The organism is Mesorhizobium sp. M0676, assembly GCF_040320535.1.
In the GTDB taxonomy this organism is placed as follows: domain Bacteria; phylum Pseudomonadota; class Alphaproteobacteria; order Rhizobiales; family Rhizobiaceae; genus Mesorhizobium.
In genome coordinates this window covers 1-20,166 of the sequence record NZ_JAMYPU010000027.1, presented here as the reverse complement: position 1 = coordinate 20,166, position 20,166 = coordinate 1, and the positions used below count along the sequence as shown (strand labels likewise).

Sequence of the window (20,166 nt, the reverse complement as noted above, 5' to 3'; positions counted from 1 at the left end):
ATTGTTTTGCGACCCGTTAACCGGTACGTGTCAAGAAATGGTGCGGTGCACAATAATGTTTTGGGCGGAGTAGCTGAAGTGTCACTTCTGCAAATCTACTGGAGAGCGCTGGGTTATCTCGCAGCCGACAGGAAGCGCGTTGCGTTTATCTGCGGTGCGAATGTCGCGCTCGCCATTATCGCCATCCTCGAGCCGATCATGTTCGGCCGGGTGATCGACGCCATCTCCGATAAGGGTTCGGTGTTTTCGACCCTGGCGCTGTGGGCCGGTCTCGGCGCCTTTAACATCGTCGCCTTCGTGCTGGTGGCGCGCGGCGCCGACCGTTTTGCCCACAAGCGGCGCAGCGAGGTGCTGTGCCAGTCGTTCGAGCGCGTGATCACCATGCCGCTCGCCTGGCACCACCAGCGCGGCACCTCCAACGCGCTGCACACGCTGCTGCGCGCCGTCGAGACGCTGTTCAGTCTGTGGCTTGAATTCATGCGCCAGCATCTGTCGACGGCGGTTGCGCTGGCTCTGCTGATTCCGACCGCGATAAGCATGGATCTTCGCATGTCGCTGGTGCTAATGGCGCTGGGCGTTCTCTATGTCGGCATCGGCCGGCTTGTGATGAAGCGCACCAAGGCGGGCCAGGCCGCGGTCGAGCGTCACTACCATCAGGTCTTCGCGCATGTGACCGACTCGGTCAGCAATGTCGCCGTGCTGCAGAGCTACAACCGTCTCGGCCACGAGGCCGATACGCTGCGCCGCTATGTCAAGAACCTGCTCGACGCGCAGAACCCGGTGCTCGACTGGTGGGCGATGGCCAATGCGTTGCACCGCCTGTCGTCGACCATATCGATGATGATTGTGCTTTTGATCGGCGCCTATCTGGTCACCCATGGCCAGCTCAAGATCGGCGACGTCATCGCTTTCACCGGCTTTGCCACGCTGCTGATTGCCCGCCTCGACCAGATGTCGGCTTTCGCCAATCAGATTTCGGAAGCCCGCGCCAAGCTCGAGGACTTCTATCACCTCGAGGATTCGGCCGCCGACTCCGCCGAGCCGGACGGCTTGCGCGACCTCACCAACGTCACCGGCCACGTCCGCTTCGAGAATGTCGGCTTCGAGTTTGCCAATTCGAGGCAGGGCGTCGACGACGTCTCCTTCGAAGTCCAGGCCGGGCAGACGGTTGCCATCGTCGGCCCGACCGGCGCCGGCAAGACGACGCTGATCAACCTCTTGCAGCGCGTCTTCTCGCCGTCTCATGGCCGTATCCTGATCGACGGCATCGACACCCGCACGGTGACCCGCAAGTCGCTGCGTCATTCGATCGCCACCGTCTTCCAGGATGCCGGCCTGCTCAACCGCTCGATCGAGGACAACATCCGCGTCGGTCGTGCCGAGGCGACTTATGACGAGGTTCACGCCGCCGCCAATGCGGCTGCCGCGCAGGATTTCATCCTTGCCAAGAGCGCCGGCTATGACACCGTCGTTGGCGAGCGCGGCGGCCAGCTTTCAGGCGGCGAGCGTCAGCGCATCGCCATTGCCCGCGCCGTGCTCAAGGACGCACCGATCCTGGTGCTCGACGAGGCAACGAGCGCGCTCGATGTCGAGACCGAGGACCGCGTCAAGGAAGCCATCGACGAACTGAGGCGCAACCGGACCACCTTCATCATCGCCCACCGCCTGACCACCGTCCGCGACGCCGACCTGGTCGTGTTCATGGACAAGGGCAAGGTGGTCGAGATGGGCGGCTTCGCCGAACTGTCGCTGCGCAATGGCCGTTTCGCCAGCCTGCTGCGCGCCGGCGGCCTGCTCAACGACGAGGAAGTCCGCCGCCTCAGCCGCACCGTGAATATCGAAGCGGCGTAAGCTTTTTTACCTCCCCCTTGTGGGGAGGTCGGACCCGTAGGGTCCGGGTGGGGGTAGTGCCCCACCACCCCCACCCCGCTGCTTCGCAGCGACCCTCCCCACGAGGGGGAGGGTAAATAAGACTGCGACACTCCCTCGATTGCCCCGAACGCGCCGCCGGTCTATCTAGACCTTATGAGCGATACCTCCTCACGCCTCGCCGGCTGGACCGACCTCGCCAACCCGACGCGCTTTGTCGGGCTGGCCGATAGGCTGGTGCCGTGGCTGGCGTCGATCGCCGCGATCCTGCTCGCCATCGGTCTCTATATGAGCTTTGCCGCGCCTGAGGATTTCCAGCAGGGCATCACGGTGCGCATCATGTATATACACGTGCCTTTCGCCTGGCTCGCCATGATGTGCTACACGGTGATGGCCGTTGCCGCGCTCGGCACGCTGGTCTGGCGCCATCCCTTGGCCGATGTCGCGCTGAAGTCGGCAGCCCCGATCGGCGCCACCTTCACCGCGCTTGCGCTGGTCACCGGCTCGATCTGGGGCAAGCCGATGTGGGGCACCTGGTGGGTCTGGGACGCCCGCCTGACCTCGGTCTTCATCCTGTTCCTGATGTATCTCGGCATCATCGCGCTGACGCGTGCGCTGGATGACGCCAGCCGCGCCGCCTGGGCCGCCGCCATCATCACGCTCGTCGGCTTCATCAACATCCCGATCATCAAATTCTCGGTCGACTGGTGGAACACGCTGCACCAGCCGGCCTCGGTGTTCCGGCTCGGCGGACCGACGATCGATCCCAGCCTGCTATGGCCACTGCTGGTGATGGCGCTCGGCTTCACCGTGCTGTTCTTCGCGCTGCATTTGACGGCGATGCGCACCGAAATCCGCCGCCGGCGGGTGATCGCCATGCGCAGGGTGGCGGCACGGCAGGCCGACTAGCGCGATTTTCAAAATCGAAGCCATACGCCTGCCGCCAAACATTAGCATGTGCTGCTATGTTGCGGTGCAGCAACAAGAATTCTCAAAAGATTGTTCCCGACTTCGCTTGGCTCCTTGATCTCGTTTGCTTTCTTGACAGCTCGGCCGCGAAGCAAGAGTGATACCAGTCACTAGTTGTAGCGAGGGAATCGGCGATGAAACTGCGCTTGTTGGCTGGCGTCTCGACATTTGCATTGGCGCTTGGTTGGAGTTCGGCCTACGCCGCCGACGCGATTGTCGACGTTCCGAGGGCGGAGGATCTCTGGTACGTCACGCTCTTCGGCGGCGCCAGTTTCCCGAACCATGTGAAAACGGACTACAATGGTACTGGCTATTCAGTCGATCTTGATACCGGGTTCGTAATCGGCGGCGCTGTCGGTCGGCGCATCAACGATGTGTTTCGTGTCGAAGGCGAACTGTCCTACGCGCGCTACAAGGCAAGCGAATACAGCTACACGGGCGTCGGCAACTATCCGGCTTCCGGCAATCTGTCGGCCACCTATCTTCTCGCCAACGTCTGGGCCGATGTTGCGCATTTTGGTGATGCCAAACTCTATGTCGGCGGCGGTGTCGGCGCGGCCTATGTTACCGCCGATACTCACTTTGATGGCCACGCCTTTGGATACGGGCCTGGCGGCTGGGGTTTCGCCGGCCAAGTGGGCGCCGGTGTTACCTACGCGGTAACGCAGAATGTCGACCTCGATTTCGGTTACCGCTTTAAGGCCGTGACAAGCGTGGATCTAGACGACAATGATGGCGGCGGCACATACGAGAACGCCAAATTGTACTCCCACAATCTCCAGCTTGGCGTAACCCTGAAGTTCTGATTGGTTCGTCGCAGGCCGCGGGGATTTGACGGATGCCGCTCTTGCCACGCCGGCAACCCCTGGGCCTGCCGGCAATGATCCCAGCCTCGCTGCCGACCGCCGGTGAGCCGGCGGAAAAGACATTGCAGCGCGGCATCGACCTGCAACGGCGCAAGCGTTTTCGCGAGGCCGAGTTCTGCTACCAGACGGTGCTTCGCACGCAGCCCAAAAATGCCATGGCGCTGAACCTGATGGGCACGCTCGCCATCGAGGCCGAGCATCATGACGCCGCCATTGCCTATATGGAAAGGGCGGTCAAGCTCGAACCGGACAACGCCATCTTCCGCAACAATCTCGGCAATGCCTACAATGTCACCGGCAACGTCGACAAGGCGCGCAGACATCTGAGAAAGGCGATCGAGCTCGACGGAGGGCTCATCGAAGCGCTGTGCAATCTCGGCCGCTCCTACCGCAGCCAGCTCGAGGGCGACATTGCCGAAGGGTTCTATCGCCAGGCGCTGGCTATCGACGGCCAGTCGGTGATGGCACTTGCCGGTATGGGCGATTTGCTCACCGACATTGGCCGGCCGGCCGAGGCGGTCGAATGCTTCAGCAAGGCCCTTGCCATCGACCCGGGCCATGTCGAGGCGCTGGCTGGAATGGCGCTTGCGCGCCGGGCGGTCAAGGATGATCCGACGCTGCCTCTAATACGGGCTCGTCTGGAATTGCCGACGACCACCGATCGCGAGCGGGTGGTGCTGCACCATGCCGCCGGCAAGATGCTCAACGATCAGCGCGAGTATCGCTCGGCAATCCGCCATTTCGCGAGGGCCAAGGCGATTTCCGGCAATGATTTCGACATCGACCGGCACACCCAGCTTTACGACAGCTTCATCGACACTTTCGACGCCGGCTTCTTCGAGGCGCGAGCCAATTTGGGAAATCCATCCAGACGCCCGGTCTTCATCGTCGGCATGCCACGGTCGGGAACGACGCTGACCGAGCAGATATGCGCCAGTCATGGCGATATCCATGGCGCCGGGGAGTTGTCGACCATTCGTTCACTTGCCGGCGAACTTGGGTTCGACAAGCTCGACCCAGCCATTTTCACCAAGGCCATGGCGGCGCTCACTGCGGCCAAGGCCAAGGAGCTTGGATCGAAATATCTCGACGATCTCAAAAAGCGCAACAACACGGTGCGGCTTGTCGTCGACAAGATGCCGCATAATTTCGAGCTGCTGGCCTTCATCAGCCTGATCTTGCCGAATGCCCGCATCATCCATTGCCGGCGTGACCCGATGGACAATTGCGCGTCCTGTTTCATGCATAATTTTTCCGAGGCGCACGGCTATAATGCCGATCTGACCAAGCTTGGGCAGTATTACCGGCAGTATGACCGCCTGATGCGCCATTGGGCCAAGGTCATCCCGCTGGATATCCACGACATGCCCTACGAAGAAACGGTCGCCGATTTCGAAAATCGCGCCCGCGGATTGATCGGATTCCTCGGCATCGAGTGGGACGATGCCTGCTTGCGTTTCAACGAAACCGAGCGCACGGTCCGGACGCCGAGCCGCTGGCAGGTGCGCCAGCCGATCTATTCATCCTCGGTCGAGCGCTGGAAGCTGTATGGCGACGCGCTGGATCCGCTGAAGGCGGCGCTGGGTCCGGTTTATCCGTCCTGATTTCAGTTGGCCCGAACAACCTCGCGCTCGACGCGCGCTGGCGTAGATTAGACCTGAGTTGCACCGTGCTTTGGGGCCAAATGAAAGCCGAATGCTTTCATGACCGCCAGTGTGGTTTCCAGCGTAGGATTACCGTTTTCGCTGAGCGAGGTATAAAGATGCTCGCGAGCCAAGCCGGTCTTTCTGGCAATGTTGCTCATCCCCTTGGCGCGGGCAACGACACCGAGGGCGGACGCGACGAATTTGGCGTCTCCGGTTTCCATTGCCTCTGCCAGAAACGCCTCGATTGCCGTATCGGAATCGAGCATTTCGGCGGGATCGAAATCATAGATTTTTTCAACTATTGTCGTCACTCCATTCTACGGCCAGGCGCTTTGCTGTCCGTATGTCGGTTTCTTGTGAACTTTTATCCCCGCCGCACAGGAGCAGGATGACCGTTTCACCGCGCTTGTGAAATAAACGCGATAGCCGGGCCCATAGTGAATGCGCAATTCACTGATGCCTTCACCCACTGGGGCCACGTCGCCGGGATTTCTACAATCAAACGTTGCAGCCGAACGGCAATTGCCGCCTTGGCTCTTCCGTCTTTCAGCTTTTGGTGCCACCTCCGAAAGGTGGCTGTCTGCTTCAGGATTGCCATGGTGACTAGTAAGTTATAAATTACAATTCGTCAATGTCGAAATAGGGCGAGCCTCCAAAACGAAAAGCCTCACCCCATCCGCCCACGCGCTTCCACCTTCAGCGTTTCCAGCACCTTGTCACCGTCGATCAGATGCACCTGGTCGAACAGGTTGGTCACGACGCAGCAATGATCAGGCACCACGCGCACGCGCTCGCCAATGCGAAGCTTCGCACCATTTCCAAGCGTGACCGTGCCATGTTCCTCGCTCAAGCTGGTGACGCGGGCGCCGGGCATGCCGAGCAGCTCGCCAAAATCGGCGAGCCCCAGCGTGTCGCTGGACAGCGCCTTGCTGCCGCTGTCCAGGATGGCGCGGGCCGGCGTCGGATGGCTGACCACGGTGGCGAGCACCGTCAGCGCACAATCGTCGAGCGTGCCGACGCCTTTGGCGACCTGGTAGCGGTCGAGATAGATGTAGGTGCCGGGGCGGTATTCGGTGACCACGCTGTCCTCGCCGGAGCGCCACATATCCGGCGTGCCGCCGCTGGAGATGCGTTCACAGGCGAGATCCGACGCCGCAAGGGCCTGCTTGGCGCCGGCCAGCCAGGATTCGGCCTCGGCGGCGCGGCCTGCCGCGGGGTAGGTCATCAGTCCGCCGAAGGTGAGCCCCTTGGCCTGGTCGATGATTTTCGCCAAGGCCAACGCCTCGGCGGCGCTCTGCACACCGCAGCGGCCCATGCCGGTGTCGCATTCGACCAGCACGGGCAGGGGCCGCCCGGCATCGATGAAAGTAGCGGCGAGCCCCTCCAGCGTTTCGCGGCTGTCGGCCGTCACTGACAGCGTCACACGACCATGCAGCGCCTTGAGGCGCTCCAGCTTGGCGCGGCCAAGGATGTTGTAGGGCAGGAAGATGTCGGAGAGCCCGGCATCGGCCATCACTTCCGCCTCGCCGATCTTCTGGCAGCTGATGCCGACCGCACCTGCCGCCACCTGTTTCTTCGCCCAATAGGGCAGCTTGTGCGTCTTGATGTGCGGCCTGAGTTTTAGCCCGTGGCGGTCGGCATGCGCCTGCGCTCGTGTGATGTTGGCTTCGGCGCGGGCCGCATCGATCAGGATCGCCGGCGTATCGAGGTCGTCTATGCTGTGCATGGGATTGTTACCTTGGGAATTTAGCCTGGACTTATGGCCTCGATCGGGCCGGATGTCATGAGGCCAGCATGCAGTTTGCGTCGACACCGCGGCGCTGTTCGGCTATGCGCTTTAGGCAATTCCAGGGAATGCGACGCGAAGGGATCACGACCATGAAACGCTCCACCGTCAACGACATCATCCGCGATGCCGACGCCTTCATCCGCTCGTTCGGCTACATCATGCCGCCTTTCGCCTATTGGTCACCGGAGGAGATGAAGGCGCACAAGGCCGACTCCGCGGCCGTGTTCACCTCGCGGCTCGGCTGGGACATCACCGATTACGGCCAGGAGAAATTCGACGAACTCGGCCTATTCCTGTTCACGGTGCGCAATGGCGTCTATGCCGACATGAAGAAGGGCATGGGCATGCTCTATGCCGAGAAGATCATGATCTCGCGCAAGGATCAGCTGTCGCCGATGCACCGCCACAACATCAAGGCCGAGGACATCATCAACCGCGGCGGCGGCAAGCTCGTGCTGGAACTGTTCATGCATGATCGCGACGGCGGCATCGATCCGAAGGCCGAAGTGACGGTGCCGGTCGACGGCACCATCCACAGGCTGCCGGCAGGCGGGCTCCTGAAGCTCGACCCGGGCCAGAGCGTCACGTTGCTGCCCGGCGTCTGGCACGCCTTCTGGGCCGAGGGCAAGGATGTGCTGATCGGCGAAGTATCGACCGTCAATGACGATCTCACCGACAACGTCTTCCGCGAACCGATCGGCCGCTTCTCCAACATCGACGAGGATGTCGCGCCGGTGCACCTTTTGGTGTCCGACTATGAGAAGTGGGTGGGGTAGGCGATGCCTAATCGCCCCAATTCACCTGCTGAAAGAACGTCCAGATGCTGATCGTGCTGTCATCCCGATCGCTCGTGCTGTGCAGCGTCAGGACAATATCCACGGTGGGCGGCGCCTTGATCAAGACTGTGATCAGGCGCGCGCTGCCGTCAGGCACGATACCTATGCCTGAGGTCATTTCCCAATTTCCGTCGGCTTGCTGAAGTCGGGAAGAAGTATCTCCGAATTGCTCCCTCATCGATGCATCGTTGGAAACGGTTCGTCGGTGAGTTCTGCAAATTCCTTCCAGGATCCGGAGACTGCCGCCTGAATGGCGCGTTCTATTCTGGCTTTTTCCGCTTCGCTAACTTGAGCCGGCATCCCGAACTCCGATCTACCGCTGGTACTTATCCGCCTTACGCGTCCCCAGCAAAAGCTTGCGCTCAAGCTGTGCCCGCAGCTCGCCATAATAGGCGGTGAGGAAGGCCCTGGAATCGACCGGCTCGATCGTCATGCCGATCTTGCGCCCGATCGTTTCGGCCACGGCTTTCAGCGCGAAATAGTCGTCGCGGCGCAGCACCTCTTCCAGCTTGTGCAGTTCGGCGATGCCATAGGCATCGAGCTGCGCCTGGGTGAAGCGGAATGCGCGGGTGGTGGTGTCCTGGCGTTGCGACAGGTCTTCGACCAGCGCCAGTTTCGGCGCCTCGACAACCCACGTTCCGGCCAAAAGGTCGCCGATGCGCATGCGGTCGCGGTTGAACAGCGGGAAGAGCGCAAACAGCAGCGTCCACACCAGTCCGAAGATCGTCGTCAGCGTGTCGGCGAGCCCCATCTCGCTGCGGCCGAGGATGATCGACAGCGGCAGGAAGATCTCGATCTCGCGCATCAGGTTGCGGGCAATGACCTGATCGATCGACAGGCCGGCGCCGCTGCGCGACGCCACCCGGATGCCGAGCATCCGCTTGCCGGGCGTGGCGGCGCGGCGGCCGGCTTCGAAGACGATGAAATAGGCGTTGCGCAGGAAGAAGATCAGGATGATCCAGACGATGAACAGCGGCTGCGCGCCTTCGCCTTTGAGGCCGGCCAGCCCGAACAGTGCAATGATTGAGATCACGATCGCCGTGACGATGATGATGACAAAGTCGAGCAGGAAGGCGGCGGCGCGGGTGCCGGCATCGGCGAGCTTGATCCGGAGATCGACCCCTTCCGGCGTGATCAGCGGCCGTATCGTCGAGACGGCAGCGCGCCTAGCGGTCGCCATGCCGCACCACCCTGAACACATAGAAATAGCAAAGCCACAGCGTCAGCATGACGCCGCCAATGGCATAGCGTGTCACGTCGCTGGTGATCACCTGCCTGCCGATGCCTTCGAGCAGGCCGGCAAACAAAAGCATGATCGTCACGCCGACCATCGTGGTTGCGGCCACGCGCCCGGCATCGGCAGCGGCCGTCATCCGCGTCAGTTCGCCGGGGAACGCGATGCGTGTGCCGATGCGCATGCCGGCGGCGCCCGCCAAGGCGATCGCGAACATCTCGGTGGTGCCATGGATGGACAGCCATCCGCCCAGCTCCAGGCCGAGCCCCTTGGCGACGTAGATCTGGAACATCGCGCCAAGCAGGCAGCCATTCATCAGGATCAAGAGCACGCTCGGCACCGCGAAGGCAAAGCCCAGCGCGAAGGCCAGGATCGCCACCTGGACATTGTGCGTGAACAGATAGGCGGCGAAGCCCGACAGGAAATTATTCTCGGTGCCGTCATAAAGCACCTGCCGCAGCACTTCGGCCGAGGCATCCGGGTTGCGCCCCCCGGCCAGGCTCGGCGGAATGATGGCGTCGAACCAGCCCTTGTCTTTGGCCACCAGCCAGTAGCCGGCGCCGGCGCCGACAAAGGTCAGGACGACCGACAGCAAGGTCTCGCGCCACAAATCGCGAATGGCATGCGGCCAGTCATGCAGGAAGAAGTCGCCGATGCGCTGCCGCAAGCCGCGACGTGCGCCATAGAGGTAGAAGTAGCCGCGCAGGCAAAGCGCTTCGAGATAGCTGACCAGCGCATTGTCGAGCGAGGTCGCCCGCGCCACCGAAAGCGAGGACAGCGCCGAGCGGTAGAGCAATGGCAGCGACAGCAGTTCGTCTTCCGATAGCGTGCGTGGCGCACGTTTCTCGACCCGGGCAAGCAGCGCCTCGAACGCCTTCCAGTCGGCCTCGCGCTCCGAACGGAAGCTCGCCAGCGACTGCCGCACCGCATCCTTGCCGACCAGCGCGTTCACAACAGATCCTCTCGCTTGAGTTCGAGATAGCGCTCGACCAGTGCCGGCCCGAGCCTCTGATGGTCGGCTTCGATGACATGCGCGCCGAGCAGCCTGAGCCTGCCGATGACGACCTGCCTTTCGCGCAGCAGCCCGCCGGCGACAACCGAGCGCGCCACATCCTCCGGTGCGTCCGGCGGCATGTCGGCCAGTGTCTCCAGTTCGACATCCTTCATCATCATGAACAGCACCAGATGCCGTTCGGTGAGCCGGCCGACGGTGCGCAGCATCAGTTCGGCGCTGATCGGATCGACGAAGTCGGTGAAGATGATCACCAGCGAACGCCGGTCGAGCTTTGCTGCAAGGGTCGTCAGCGCCAGGGTGAAATTGGTCTCTTCGGTGGAATAGTCGATCTCCGCCGCCCGCTTCTGGATCATGGCGAAGCTGGCGGAGCCGCGCACGGCGCCGCTGGAGACGCGCGGCCGCGCATCGAAGCCGAACAGGGAGACCATGTCGCCGCCCTTCAGCGCAATGAACGCCGACAGCAAGGCTGCGGTGACGGCGCGGTCGACCTTCGGCACGCCGTCGACGGGCTCGCACATCAGCCGGCCGCTATCGATGGCCAGCACGATGTTGTTGTTCTCCTCGATACGGAATTCGCGCGCCAGAAGCCTGCCGTGGCGGGCGCTGCGCTTCCAGTCGATCATGCGCCGGCCCATGCCGGGCTGGTAGTCCTTGAGCGCCTCGAATTCGCGGCCCTGGCCGGCGCGGCGCTGCGCATGTCCGTCGGGCAGCGCCTGGCGCTGCAGAAGCGTGATCGCCTCGTCGCGGGCGCTGCTGACGTTGGGCAGCACCGCCACCTTGCCGTCCATCGGCAGCACCACCTGGTTCCAGACCAGCCCGAACGGCCCGCGCCAGCGCACCCACAGGCGATCGAACCTGGCAATGCCGCGCCGCAGCGCCTGAAATCTGAGATCGAGCGATGCGCTGCCGGCCTCGGCGGTCGATGCGCCGCCGGTGCCGCCCACCGGTTCCAGCCGCTCGTCATGGCCAAGACGAGCCTGCACGGCGCGCGGCCGTCCGCTGAGCCCGGCGGTGACATGGACGGTGAACTGGCCGCCGACGCTGACCTGTGGCGGGGCATGGATGCTGGCATCCAGCGAAGCCCGTCCGCGTCCGGCGGCGGCGTCCACGGCCAGGAAAGCAAGCAGCACGCAAATCCACAACAGGCCGAGATACCACAGCGACGGCAGTGCGAGCGCGATCAGGAAGGCCGGTATTGCACCTGCCGCACCTCCCCAGACTGCCCGGCCGCTCGGATAGATCAACGTGGCGCTTCCGTCTGGTCGACAAGGTCGGTGACGATCTGCTCGACCAGGCGGCCGTCGATCTGCGCCGCCGGCGACAGGATAACGCGATGGCGCAGCGCCGGCACGGCAAGCGCCTTGACGTCGTCGGGGATGACATAGGCACGCCCGTCGAGCGCTGCCCGAGCCCGTGCAGCTCTCGCCAGCATGGCGCCCGCGCGCGGGCTGGCGCCGACCTCGAGGTCGGGGCTTTCGCGCGTGGCCCGCACCAGCCTTGCGATATAGTCCACGACGTCGTCGACAAGCGTGACCTCGCCGACGGTCGCCAACGCCTTTTCCAGCGTCTTGCGGTCGGCCTGGGCGGTGATGCCGTATTGCTTGATATCGTGCGAGGCGGTGCCGCCGCCATGGTGGATGATGATCGCCTTTTCCTCTTGCGCGCCGGGGTAGCTCACCCGGTGCTTGAACAGGAAACGGTCGAGCTGGGCTTCGGGCAGGGGATAGACGCCCTGGTGTTCGATAGGGTTCTGCGTCGCCACCACCATGAAGTTCGGGCCGAGCGCATGAGTGGTGCCGTCGAAGGTGACGGCATGCTCCTGCATCGCCTCCAAAAGGGCAGCCTGGGTCTTGGGCGGCGTGCGGTTGATCTCGTCGGCGAGCAAAAGGTCGCAGAAGATCGGGCCGCGCGTCAGCGTGAATTGCCCGGTCTGGAAATTGTAGATGTTGGAACCGACGATATCGCCGGGCATCAGGTCGGGTGTGAACTGGATGCGGCCATAGGCGACGCCCAGCGCCTGGGCAAAGCAGCGCGCCGTCATCGTCTTGGCCGTGCCCGGCGGTCCTTCGAGCAATATATGCCCGCCGGCGAACAATGCCGTGAGCATCAGATCGACCGTATCGTGTTGCCCGGTGATGGCCTTGGCCACCTCTTCCCTGATCTGTGTCGCCAGGGCCTTCACATCATCGACGTTCACCGAGCCTCCTTGCCGTCCAGTCGTGCAGCTTTTCGGCTGCATCATGCATTTGTGTCAGGGTCTTTGCCGCGTTCGCAGCTTGCAGGCGGGTCGTGAAACCGCCGGCTTCGTCCTTGTCGCGGGAATCGAGCCAGCGGTCGAGCGCTTCGCCCTGCAAACCGTGCGGCGCGCCGAGCAGCGCGCCGGCGCGCACGCGTGCCAGTGCTCCATAGCGGTCGCCCAGTTCCTCCAGCCGGCCGGCGCGGCGCAACAGCATCGCCGTGGTATCGACCAGCGCGCGCTTGCCGAAGGCGATGGCGCGCTGATCGGCCCGTGGCGGCCCGAACCGGCCAAGGCCATGCAGGAAGGCAAGTGCCGCCGCCGCCAGGATGGTCAGCGTCAGCGCCAGGAAGGGCGGCTCGACCAGAAGCTTGGCGAGATCGTATTTTCGCCCGACGCCATGCAGCGTCAGGTCGAACATGACGGCACCCTCTTCGGGCTGGAGGAGCTCGATCAGCTTGAGCGCCGCCGCCGCCTTGTCGGGATCTTTCAAGCCAGCGTTATTGATGAGATCGGGGTCCGTCAGAATGTAGAACCGCTCGTCTTCGACCTCGGTCAGCACGGCCTTGCCGTTGCCGGCGGCAATCAGCGGGTGTTCGTCGGCCACCCATTGCAACTGGCCGGGAACGCTGACCATTTGCCCTGAGACGTCGAGTTGCTTGACCGTGGTCTCACCTTCGCCGAGCTTGGCCTTGGCGATGCGGCCGAGCCAGTCGTTGACCACCACATCCGGCAGCCGCTGGATCTTCATCTCCCAGCCTTCGTGCAAGGCCAGCGGCAAGGTCGCCCATTTGGGCAGCACGAACAGCGTATCCAGGCCCTTGCGAAGCTTGATGATGTTGGCAAGCGCATCCGGGTCGCTGTCGGGCGAAATGGTGACGATCAGGAGGTTCGTGTCGATCTGAAGATCGCTGTCGGACCGCGCCATGTCGGGCGCTTCGCCGGTCAGCTCCAGCCATTCCGCCAAGCCGGCATAGCCGATGCCGCTCTTCGACAGCGGGGTTGCGCCACCGACGCTCGGCTGGCGAAAGTCGGGCGCATAGGTGGACAACAGGAAGAAGCCCGCGGCCGCGAGCAGGCTGGCGAAAATGCCCCAGAACAGCGTCCTGCGGCTGAACGGCTCCTGCTGGGCGATCTCGGCTGTCGCGTCACTCACGTCCAGGCATCCCTGAAGACGAATCGCTCATAGGCGCTGCGCGCCTCCTGCCAGCCCTCGGGCCCGACCGGCCGGCGCGCGAACAACGCCGCCTCGACGATGCGCGCGATATGGGTAAAGGCGCCACGCGCCCGTGTTGGCAGCGACGCCGCTCCCGCGATATCGCGCGCGGTCAGCGACGGGCGCAGGAAGTCGGGCAGGCGGCCGGCAATGTCGGCAACGCTGCGGCGCAGCAGGAGATGCACCGCCTCGTCGTAATTGCCCCGGGCGGCGAGCGCATCGGCTTCCGACAGCAGGACCTGCGCGGCGCCAACGTCGGGGTGCCATGTCGCTTCCGCCTCGGTCACGCTCTTTTTGCGCCACCAGGGCAGGCGCCAGGCGACGCCTTTCACCTCAAGCAAAATCAGCAGCAGAATGATTGCGGCACCTGTGATCACGGCCCCCCAGAACAGATAGATCGTGTAAGGGCCGAGCGATTTCAGGAACTCGCCCAGCGGTCTTAGCCACTCGGGGGTCTCGGGTGGTCTGTAGGCCGGCAGGTCGAACTGGATCGAATCGTCCGACAGCAACTGCTTGTGCAGTTTGGCCAGCCATTCGGCTTGCGCAGCGTCCGGCTGTGCAGCAGTCACCTTTTCGCCCCCCCTGCAACCTGCGGTTCGCGGGCCGACACTGACAATACGCCAAGGCAATTGCAAGCGGCGGCAACCGCAAGTATCAATATCGGTGATTTATACTTTCTGATTTCGGGTATCCATTAGTCGGGGGGAATGTAACATGACGTCAATCGCGAGCGAGCGGCCGGAACGGTTCAGCATCGGCAGGGCTTTCAGCAATACGTTTTCGGTAATCGGACGAAGCTTCGTCCCACTTGCCGCCATCGTCGGCCTTTTTTCGACGCTGCCTGCGCTGCTGTACAACATCTGGAGCTTTAGACAGATTGCAAAGATAGCAGTACCTGGGGCGAGCTTCGAGCAATCGGCTATGGCGGGCTATGGTGCCGTTTCGATGATTGCCGGCCTGGTGCTCCTGATCTTGGCCTTTCTGGCGCAGGCGGCGCTGGTACGAGCGACAATCGAAGATTTGAACGGCAAGCGCCCGTCGATTGGCGATTGCATTCAGATAGCCCTGCGCAGCTTCCTCCCCACGCTCGGAATTGGTCTTGTGATCATCGTGGCAATGTTTCTGGTGGCGATGATATTAACGGTCATCACCATGGCCATCCCCATCGTCGGCGGCGTGATTGCACTTCTGTCGCTTATCCCCATAGCCATGTGGTTGATCAGCATATCGGTGGCCGTGCCCGTCGCGGTTCAGGAAAGGCCTGGCGTCTTCGCCTCGATTTCGCGAAGCAGGGCGCTGACGAAGGGAAGCCGCTGGCGGATATTCGCGCTGTTTCTCGTCCTCGGCATTGTTGCGATAGGGCTACAAGCGGTTTTCACCTTGCTGTTTCAGGCTGCAATTGTGAGCGGCGGTATCAGCACGACCGGACTCATTGCCGCCGCCATCGGAAGCAGCCTGCTGTCGACAATCGTTTCGGCGGTAATTTCGGTGGCGATCGCCGTCACCTACATCGAGCTGCGCCAGGTCAAGGAAGGCACCAGCGTCGACGAGCTGGCGGAGATTTTCTCCTGACGGCCATGCAGCGGTCGAGCCGCACGGATTCAGTGGCAGTAGCTATGCTCCGATTGCACGCTCGTTCGGCACAGGCATGACGAGGTGATCGTCACATCCGCCTTGGTCAGCGCTCCGGCAAGCTTCGCCTGCAGCCCCGGCATCTCCACGCTCTCGCCGCGCCGTTTCAGGCATTCCACCAGCCCGTGCAGCGCCCAGACATTGTCGGGGTGCTGGGCGCAGCGTTGCACCCTGCCGCTCAAGCCGAGATCGTCGCGATAGACCTGCTCGGCCTCTTCAGTGTGGCCCTGATCGAGCAGCAGAGCCGCCAGCGCATGGCGCGGGGGGTGCATCCAGGCCCATGGCTCGGTGTAGGACAGATTGTCGTCGAGCTCGACCGCGTGGCGCAGATGAGCGTAGGCCTCATCGTGCCGGCCCTGATGATAGGCGAGCTCGCCGTCGAGCAGGGCAGCGCCGACGGCCAGCGAGGCCCGCGTCGGATTGCTGAGGAAGCGCCGCTCGGGTGGGATGGCTTCGATATGCCGGCGAAAATTTTCGCGCTCGCGCTCGGCGGCCGAAAACTGCTTGAGCGTAGCGTGCGCGACGCCCTTGGCGTAGTGCTGCATGGCGGCGGTCAGCACGTAGAGTTCCGGCTCCGCCACCATTGGCTCGTCGATGATCTCCTGCCAGCGGCCGAAGCGCACCTGCACGTGCGCGCGCATGGCGTGATAGCCCTCCACCGTCTGGGTGAGCTTCGGCCGGTCCTGGATGGCGACCACGTCGCGCGTGACCAGGCTGCGCACCTTGTCGGCCGCCCACAGCGCCGGCTGGTACTGGCCAAGGAACATGCAGGTGAACATCATCAGATGCAGGTCGTGGCAGCAGCCGAGCAAATAGTAGGTCGTCTCACCGGCATAGGCGAGATAGAGGTCGTTGGCCCGCACCGCCTTTTCGCTGGCAAGCTTCGCCTTCTCGTAGTCGCCGCACAGCACATGGATATGCCCGGGCATGTGGTTCATGTGGCCAGCATCGGGGCACATGGTACCGAGCAGGTCGGCCGAGCGTATGCCGCGTTCCGGCTGCGTCGACATTTCCAGCAGATGGATGTGCAGGTGCAGAATCGCCGGATGCGGCGCAGTACCTGCTTCGTCCGACAGCCGGATCGAGCGCTCGCAGACCCCCAGCGCTTCCAGCACATCCGAATTCGGCGCCGGCTTGCCGGTCTTCAAATCCCACAGCCGCCGCACCGTGCGCATCATCAGCGCCTCGACGGTAAGCGCCATCACGTCATGGTCGTCGGGAAAGTCGCGATAAACCTGCCGCATCGCGGCAGCGTAGGCGTTATCCCACTGTTCGAATTCCGCGGGCACGCCATGCGGCTGCTGGAAGCGGGCGGCCAGCGCATCGATCAGCCGCTGCTCGACGGGGCTGGCGCTCGCAGAAACAGCCCGCGCGAGCTGGACATGATCGAAGCAGCGTTTGGCGGCGCGGTTCGCTTCGTCCTTGCCATGTTCCTTCCAGGTGAGGTTGTAAAAAGGCCCGGCGGCATAGGCGATGCCCCAATGCACGAAGGCGCAATCAGGGTCGGTCTCCAGCGCCTTCTCGAAGCATTTTATGCCTTCCTCATGGTTGAAGCCGTAGCACCAGTTCAGCCCGATATCGAACCAGCGCTGCGTCTCGGCCGAAGCGGTGGAGATGGGGCGGCGATAGGTGCCGAGGTCGAAATGGTCCATGTGTTCTCCAGAACATGGCGGGTTTGGCTTTTCTATCCGATGGTCATACATCTAAGGGCAATACGGCCTTGATAGCCACTGGCGGCATAACGTCGGAGAAGATCCTCGCGGACAGAATCGCTATAGCCCTTGCTGTATAAAGGTGGATGGTGCTGTATTCGCGAGAGTCAGCTGGGGAGTGGATAAGTGATTTTGCACAACGACATAACCGCAAGCTTCCGAGAAGCCCAGTCGAAGCTAGTGGTTCAGACAGCAGACCTCCCTCTCGGTACACTAGCTGACATGGTGGAAAGCCAAGCCATTGATCTTCAGCCCGGTTTTCAGCGAAGGGAACGTTGGTCGATCGAAAAGCAGTCTGCCCTGATTGAGTCCTTTTTGCTCAATGTTCCAGTTCCGCCCGTATATCTTGCCGAAGAATTGGACGGAACGTACACAGCAATTGACGGAAAACAGCGACTCAGAGCGATAGCAGACTACATTTCTGGGAGATTTAGTCTAAGAAATCTTGAAAGATTAGTTGAAGCTGACGGAGTGCGGTTTGAGGGCTTGCCAACAGAAATAACTAACTCCTTGCGCCTGCGCCCGTATCTAAGAGTTGTGACACTTCTAAAGCAAACGGACCCATTGTTGAAATACGAGGTGTTCCTGAGGTTGAATCGAGGAGGGGAGGCTTTGAACGCTCAGGAAATAAGGAATGTCGCGTTTCGAGGCGAGTTAAATGACCGCATCTATGCCTTATCTGGCGATTATTTCTTACGAAAGCAGCTGAAGATAGATAATCAAAAGTCCGCAGCATATCGGGAAATGGACGATGCTGAATACGTTCTCCGTTTCCTAACTCTCCAAGATCGATTCGATCAGTTTAGCGGGAGTCTTGTAAAAGAGATGGATGATTTTATGCGTAGAAATCAACGAGCGGACACGGGAGAAATCAACGATCTTGCTCACAAGTTTCAGGATGCTATCGAACGATGCAATGCAATCTGGGGCGACAATGCCTTCAGGCGGCCGGAGGGAGCTGGATGGAGAGATCAGACGTTGGCCGGAATGTATGATGCGCAAATGATCGCCGCGTCTCAAATAACTGGCAACACCGCTAACAATGCTATCGCTCATACTGGCAGGGTTATTTCGGAAACGCGAAAGCTTTTTCAAGAGCCAGAATTTGACAAGGCGGTCAGGACTGGGACGAATACCCCACAGAGGATAAGGTATCGTGTGGGAAAGATGAGGGAGCTTCTGGAAGAAATCTAAGATGAGCGTCTTTCGGGGGGAATTTTTTGATGCTCTTGGAGTTATGCTGAAGGTCAGTGATGATGCCCTGCTGCTTGACCGATTACCCATCACCGATCCTCACAACGTTAGCGCAAGAATCCTTCGACATGGGCTTGCCGTTTCAGCGTTTGCTCTTCTTGAGAAATACCTAAAGTCAATATTCGAGGAATTGGTAAAGGAGGTGGCAAGATCAGCGTTAGCGTATCAGTCGCTTCCTGAAAAAATGAAAAAGTTTTTCACGGTAGACTCGGTTTCTGGTTTAAGCAATAAGGCCTACTTCATTAAGGAAAGCTTGGCGAAATTAAGTTTCGTAGAGACTAATTTGTCTTTAGTTGCGTCTTTTGGTGCAGTGCCTCCAGTCTATACGTCGTTTGGATTTAGCCCGAGTGGATCAAATGTTGGACACGAGGACATCAAGCAAGGGTTTGCGTCATTCAGCGTTAACAACGCTTGGGGAAAATTAGATGCGATAGCTCGTCAAATAGGAGCGGCAAGTCTCAGTCTTGAAAACGACTATAAGGCATTAGCCCAAGCGCGTCACTCCAGCGCCCATGACCCAGCTGGGAATATACCGACTGGCACTCTCCAATCGAGTATCCGTAGCGGCATCGTCATTGGAATAGCGGCTGATATATTGGCCTGCGATGTCGGCAAGATAATTAGAGGGACTTCGAACACTCAGTCGCTGGATGCGAAGGTGAATTCCGTTACCCATCGCGTGAGGTTTATCGATGAACTGGCAAATGGCGCCTGGGTAGAGCGACCCACGATCGCTAGCAGGGCTATTAAGAAATATCCGGATAGACCGTCTGCGAAAGCAGGTGTCCTAGCTCGAAAGTCGTTGGGTATGGTGGTCGCTCGCGGGATATCTACATCTCCACTTGAGCTATTTAGTTAGGCGAGTTCCAGAGTCGGAATATGGTCAAAGTACCAAATGAGTGACGTGGGGTGGTGCTGCGCAATCGCCTCGTATTCAAAATATACATGACGACAGCGCAGCACATCGTGGATCAGCCCTCCAGCCACACCTTCTCGAAGTGCTGCTCCAGCGACTGGTGCTGTTCGCAGCCTTGCACGCCCTTGCGATAGGTGCGGTAGACCGAGCGCCAGTAGGGCTGGATGATGATGCCGGCATCGCGCAGATTCTGCTCGATCCTGGCCATGATCTCCTTGCGCTGGGCGGCGTCCGGCGTTGCCAGCGCCTTGTCGAGAAGCGTGTCGAATTCCTTGTCGGCATAGGCGCTTTCGTTCCAGGCGGCGCCCGATTTATAGGCCAGCGCCAGCACCTGGACGCCGAGCGGGCGTCCCAGCCATTCGGTGGTGGAGAAGGGGTATTTGCTCCAGTCGTTCCAGAAGGTCGCGGCGGGCAGCACGGTTCGCTTGATCTTCAGGCCGGCCTCGCGCATCTGCGCGGCGATCGCATCGCCGGTGCTCTTTTGCCATTCGACGTCGACCGAGATCAGCTCGAATTCGTGGTCCGTCTTGCCGGCCTCGGCGAGTAGTTTCTTGGCCTGTTCCGTGTCGCGCTTGGCCGGGCCGATATCGGCAAATTCCGGGTGCATCGGGCCGACATGGTGATTGTCGGCAGGCTTCCCGCGGCCGCCGAGGCCGAGCGCCAGCACGGCCGAATTGTCGACCGCAAGCTGGGCGGCGCGGCGCACCTTGACGTCGTCATAAGGCGCGTTGCCGACATTGAAGCGGGCAACGATGGTCGAGCCGGTGGCGATCTCGGAATTCAACAAGCCCATCTGCTCGGTCTGCGACACGGCGTCGGACGCGGTCTCGTGGTCGGTGTCGATTTCGCCGGATTCGAACGCCGACAGCATGGCGTTGGGGTCGGAGCCGTAATCGACCCATTTGATGCCGTCGAGGTAGAAGTCGCCCTTCCACCAGGGCTTGTCCTTGCGCTTCACCTCCGCACTGGTCTCGGC

At 61.4% G+C, this 20,166-nt stretch carries 19 protein-coding genes and 1 pseudogene; 8 read left to right on the top strand and 12 right to left on the bottom strand.

Annotation, left to right across the window (positions count from 1 at the left end):
* The first annotated feature begins 78 nt into the window (after window positions 1-78).
* The 4 genes from NKI35_RS24800 to NKI35_RS24785 all read left to right on the top strand — a co-directional run bounded on the left by NKI35_RS24800 (window position 79) and on the right by NKI35_RS24785 (window position 5,308).
* Window positions 79-1,851 carry a glucan ABC transporter ATP-binding protein/ permease gene (locus NKI35_RS24800; RefSeq protein ID WP_352741692.1) on the top strand — a complete coding sequence of 591 codons (1,773 nt, stop codon included), beginning with the start codon at window positions 79-81 and terminating at the stop codon, window positions 1,849-1,851.
* A gap of 174 nt (window positions 1,852-2,025) precedes the next feature.
* Complete coding sequence (locus NKI35_RS24795; RefSeq protein WP_023682911.1) at window positions 2,026-2,778, top strand: heme ABC transporter permease; 753 nt, start codon at window positions 2,026-2,028, stop codon at window positions 2,776-2,778.
* A 194-nt stretch (window positions 2,779-2,972) separates the two neighbouring features.
* Window positions 2,973-3,644 carry an outer membrane protein gene (locus NKI35_RS24790; RefSeq protein ID WP_023742739.1) on the top strand — a complete coding sequence of 224 codons (672 nt, stop codon included), beginning with the start codon at window positions 2,973-2,975 and terminating at the stop codon, window positions 3,642-3,644.
* 32 nt (window positions 3,645-3,676) lie between these two features.
* Entirely contained in the window at window positions 3,677-5,308 is a 1,632-nt protein-coding gene (locus tag NKI35_RS24785) for a tetratricopeptide repeat-containing sulfotransferase family protein (protein WP_352741691.1), read from the top strand.
* 47 nt (window positions 5,309-5,355) lie between these two features.
* Here the strand turns inward: NKI35_RS24785 and NKI35_RS24780 are convergent, their stop codons facing one another.
* The 3 genes and pseudogenes from NKI35_RS24780 to NKI35_RS24770 form a co-directional block, all read right to left on the bottom strand.
* The gene (locus NKI35_RS24780; protein ID WP_023742737.1) at window positions 5,356-5,652 is read right to left on the bottom strand and encodes an addiction module antidote protein; all 297 of its coding nucleotides are present in this window, start codon (window positions 5,650-5,652) and stop codon (window positions 5,356-5,358) included.
* A pseudogene (locus NKI35_RS24775) lies at window positions 5,645-5,948 on the bottom strand (type II toxin-antitoxin system RelE/ParE family toxin). Before NKI35_RS24775 ends, NKI35_RS24780 begins: the two are co-directional and overlap by 8 nt.
* A 69-nt stretch (window positions 5,949-6,017) precedes the next feature.
* Window positions 6,018-7,076 (bottom strand): D-TA family PLP-dependent enzyme, encoded by a 1,059-nt coding sequence (locus NKI35_RS24770; RefSeq protein ID WP_352741690.1) that lies wholly within the window; start codon window positions 7,074-7,076, stop codon window positions 6,018-6,020.
* Window positions 7,077-7,228: 152 nt separating this feature from the next.
* Between NKI35_RS24770 and NKI35_RS24765 the strand changes: the two genes are divergently transcribed.
* Entirely contained in the window at window positions 7,229-7,915 is a 687-nt protein-coding gene (locus NKI35_RS24765) for a D-lyxose/D-mannose family sugar isomerase (protein WP_352741689.1), read from the top strand.
* Window positions 7,916-7,922: 7 nt separating this feature from the next.
* Here NKI35_RS24765 and NKI35_RS24760 read toward each other — a convergent pair whose 3' ends face one another.
* From NKI35_RS24760 to NKI35_RS24730, 7 genes are all read right to left on the bottom strand, one after another.
* Window positions 7,923-8,153: a hypothetical protein gene (locus NKI35_RS24760; protein ID WP_352741688.1), complete on the bottom strand. Its 231-nt coding sequence runs from the start codon at window positions 8,151-8,153 to the stop codon at window positions 7,923-7,925.
* Between the two features lie 135 nt (window positions 8,154-8,288).
* Window positions 8,289-9,155 carry an RDD family protein gene (locus tag NKI35_RS24755; RefSeq protein ID WP_352741687.1) on the bottom strand — a complete coding sequence of 289 codons (867 nt, stop codon included), beginning with the start codon at window positions 9,153-9,155 and terminating at the stop codon, window positions 8,289-8,291.
* Window positions 9,142-10,161 carry a stage II sporulation protein M gene (locus tag NKI35_RS24750; RefSeq protein ID WP_352741686.1) on the bottom strand — a complete coding sequence of 340 codons (1,020 nt, stop codon included), beginning with the start codon at window positions 10,159-10,161 and terminating at the stop codon, window positions 9,142-9,144. Before NKI35_RS24750 ends, NKI35_RS24755 begins: the two co-directional genes overlap by 14 nt.
* A complete protein-coding gene (locus NKI35_RS24745; protein ID WP_352741685.1) occupies window positions 10,158-11,468 on the bottom strand; it encodes a DUF58 domain-containing protein in 1,311 nt (436 codons plus the stop codon). The genes NKI35_RS24750 and NKI35_RS24745 overlap by 4 nt, the downstream gene beginning before the upstream one ends.
* A complete protein-coding gene (locus NKI35_RS24740) occupies window positions 11,465-12,421 on the bottom strand; it encodes an AAA family ATPase (RefSeq protein ID WP_023705787.1) in 957 nt (318 codons plus the stop codon). Before NKI35_RS24740 ends, NKI35_RS24745 begins: the two co-directional genes overlap by 4 nt.
* Window positions 12,408-13,616: a DUF4350 domain-containing protein gene (locus tag NKI35_RS24735; RefSeq protein ID WP_352741684.1), complete on the bottom strand. Its 1,209-nt coding sequence runs from the start codon at window positions 13,614-13,616 to the stop codon at window positions 12,408-12,410. The genes NKI35_RS24740 and NKI35_RS24735 overlap by 14 nt, the downstream gene beginning before the upstream one ends.
* On the bottom strand, window positions 13,613-14,245 hold the full coding sequence (locus NKI35_RS24730; protein ID WP_352741683.1) for a DUF4129 domain-containing protein: 633 nt from the start codon (window positions 14,243-14,245) through the stop codon (window positions 13,613-13,615). The genes NKI35_RS24735 and NKI35_RS24730 overlap by 4 nt, the downstream gene beginning before the upstream one ends.
* Before the next feature lie 145 nt (window positions 14,246-14,390).
* On the opposite strand from NKI35_RS24730, the gene NKI35_RS24725 reads away from it, so the two are divergent.
* The gene (locus tag NKI35_RS24725; RefSeq protein WP_352741682.1) at window positions 14,391-15,248 is read left to right on the top strand and encodes a hypothetical protein; all 858 of its coding nucleotides are present in this window, start codon (window positions 14,391-14,393) and stop codon (window positions 15,246-15,248) included.
* Window positions 15,249-15,277: 29 nt separating this feature from the next.
* On the opposite strand, the gene NKI35_RS24720 is transcribed toward NKI35_RS24725, so the two are convergent.
* Window positions 15,278-16,960: a tetratricopeptide repeat protein gene (locus NKI35_RS24720; RefSeq protein WP_023724878.1), complete on the bottom strand. Its 1,683-nt coding sequence runs from the start codon at window positions 16,958-16,960 to the stop codon at window positions 15,278-15,280.
* Window positions 16,961-17,146: 186 nt separating this feature from the next.
* Between NKI35_RS24720 and NKI35_RS24715 the strand changes: the two genes are divergently transcribed.
* On the top strand, window positions 17,147-18,214 hold the full coding sequence (locus NKI35_RS24715; RefSeq protein ID WP_198024374.1) for a DUF262 domain-containing protein: 1,068 nt from the start codon (window positions 17,147-17,149) through the stop codon (window positions 18,212-18,214).
* Between the two features lies 1 nt (window position 18,215).
* Window positions 18,216-19,133 (top strand): HEPN domain-containing protein, encoded by a 918-nt coding sequence (locus NKI35_RS24710; protein ID WP_352741681.1) that lies wholly within the window; start codon window positions 18,216-18,218, stop codon window positions 19,131-19,133.
* A 112-nt stretch (window positions 19,134-19,245) separates the two neighbouring features.
* Here the strand turns inward: NKI35_RS24710 and NKI35_RS24705 are convergent.
* A partial coding sequence (locus NKI35_RS24705; RefSeq protein WP_352654919.1) for an ABC transporter substrate-binding protein occupies window positions 19,246-20,166 on the bottom strand: 921 nt, incomplete at its 5' end.

Bases quoted from the DNA above. Each gene is read 5' to 3' on its own strand.
- NKI35_RS24795 (WP_023682911.1), top strand. From the start codon at position 2,026: ATGAGCGATACCTCCTCACGCCTCGCCGGCTGGACCGACCTCGCCAAC.
- NKI35_RS24790 (WP_023742739.1), top strand. From the start codon at position 2,973: ATGAAACTGCGCTTGTTGGCTGGCGTCTCGACATTTGCATTGGCGCTT.
- NKI35_RS24785 (WP_352741691.1), top strand. From the start codon at position 3,677: ATGCCGCTCTTGCCACGCCGGCAACCCCTGGGCCTGCCGGCAATGATC.
- NKI35_RS24770 (WP_352741690.1), bottom strand. From the start codon at position 7,076: ATGCACAGCATAGACGACCTCGATACGCCGGCGATCCTGATCGATGCG.
- NKI35_RS24765 (WP_352741689.1), top strand. From the start codon at position 7,229: ATGAAACGCTCCACCGTCAACGACATCATCCGCGATGCCGACGCCTTC.
- NKI35_RS24760 (WP_352741688.1), bottom strand. From the start codon at position 8,153: ATGAGGGAGCAATTCGGAGATACTTCTTCCCGACTTCAGCAAGCCGAC.
- NKI35_RS24755 (WP_352741687.1), bottom strand. From the start codon at position 9,155: ATGGCGACCGCTAGGCGCGCTGCCGTCTCGACGATACGGCCGCTGATC.
- NKI35_RS24725 (WP_352741682.1), top strand. From the start codon at position 14,391: ATGACGTCAATCGCGAGCGAGCGGCCGGAACGGTTCAGCATCGGCAGG.
- NKI35_RS24720 (WP_023724878.1), bottom strand. From the start codon at position 16,960: ATGGACCATTTCGACCTCGGCACCTATCGCCGCCCCATCTCCACCGCT.
- NKI35_RS24710 (WP_352741681.1), top strand. From the start codon at position 18,216: ATGAGCGTCTTTCGGGGGGAATTTTTTGATGCTCTTGGAGTTATGCTG.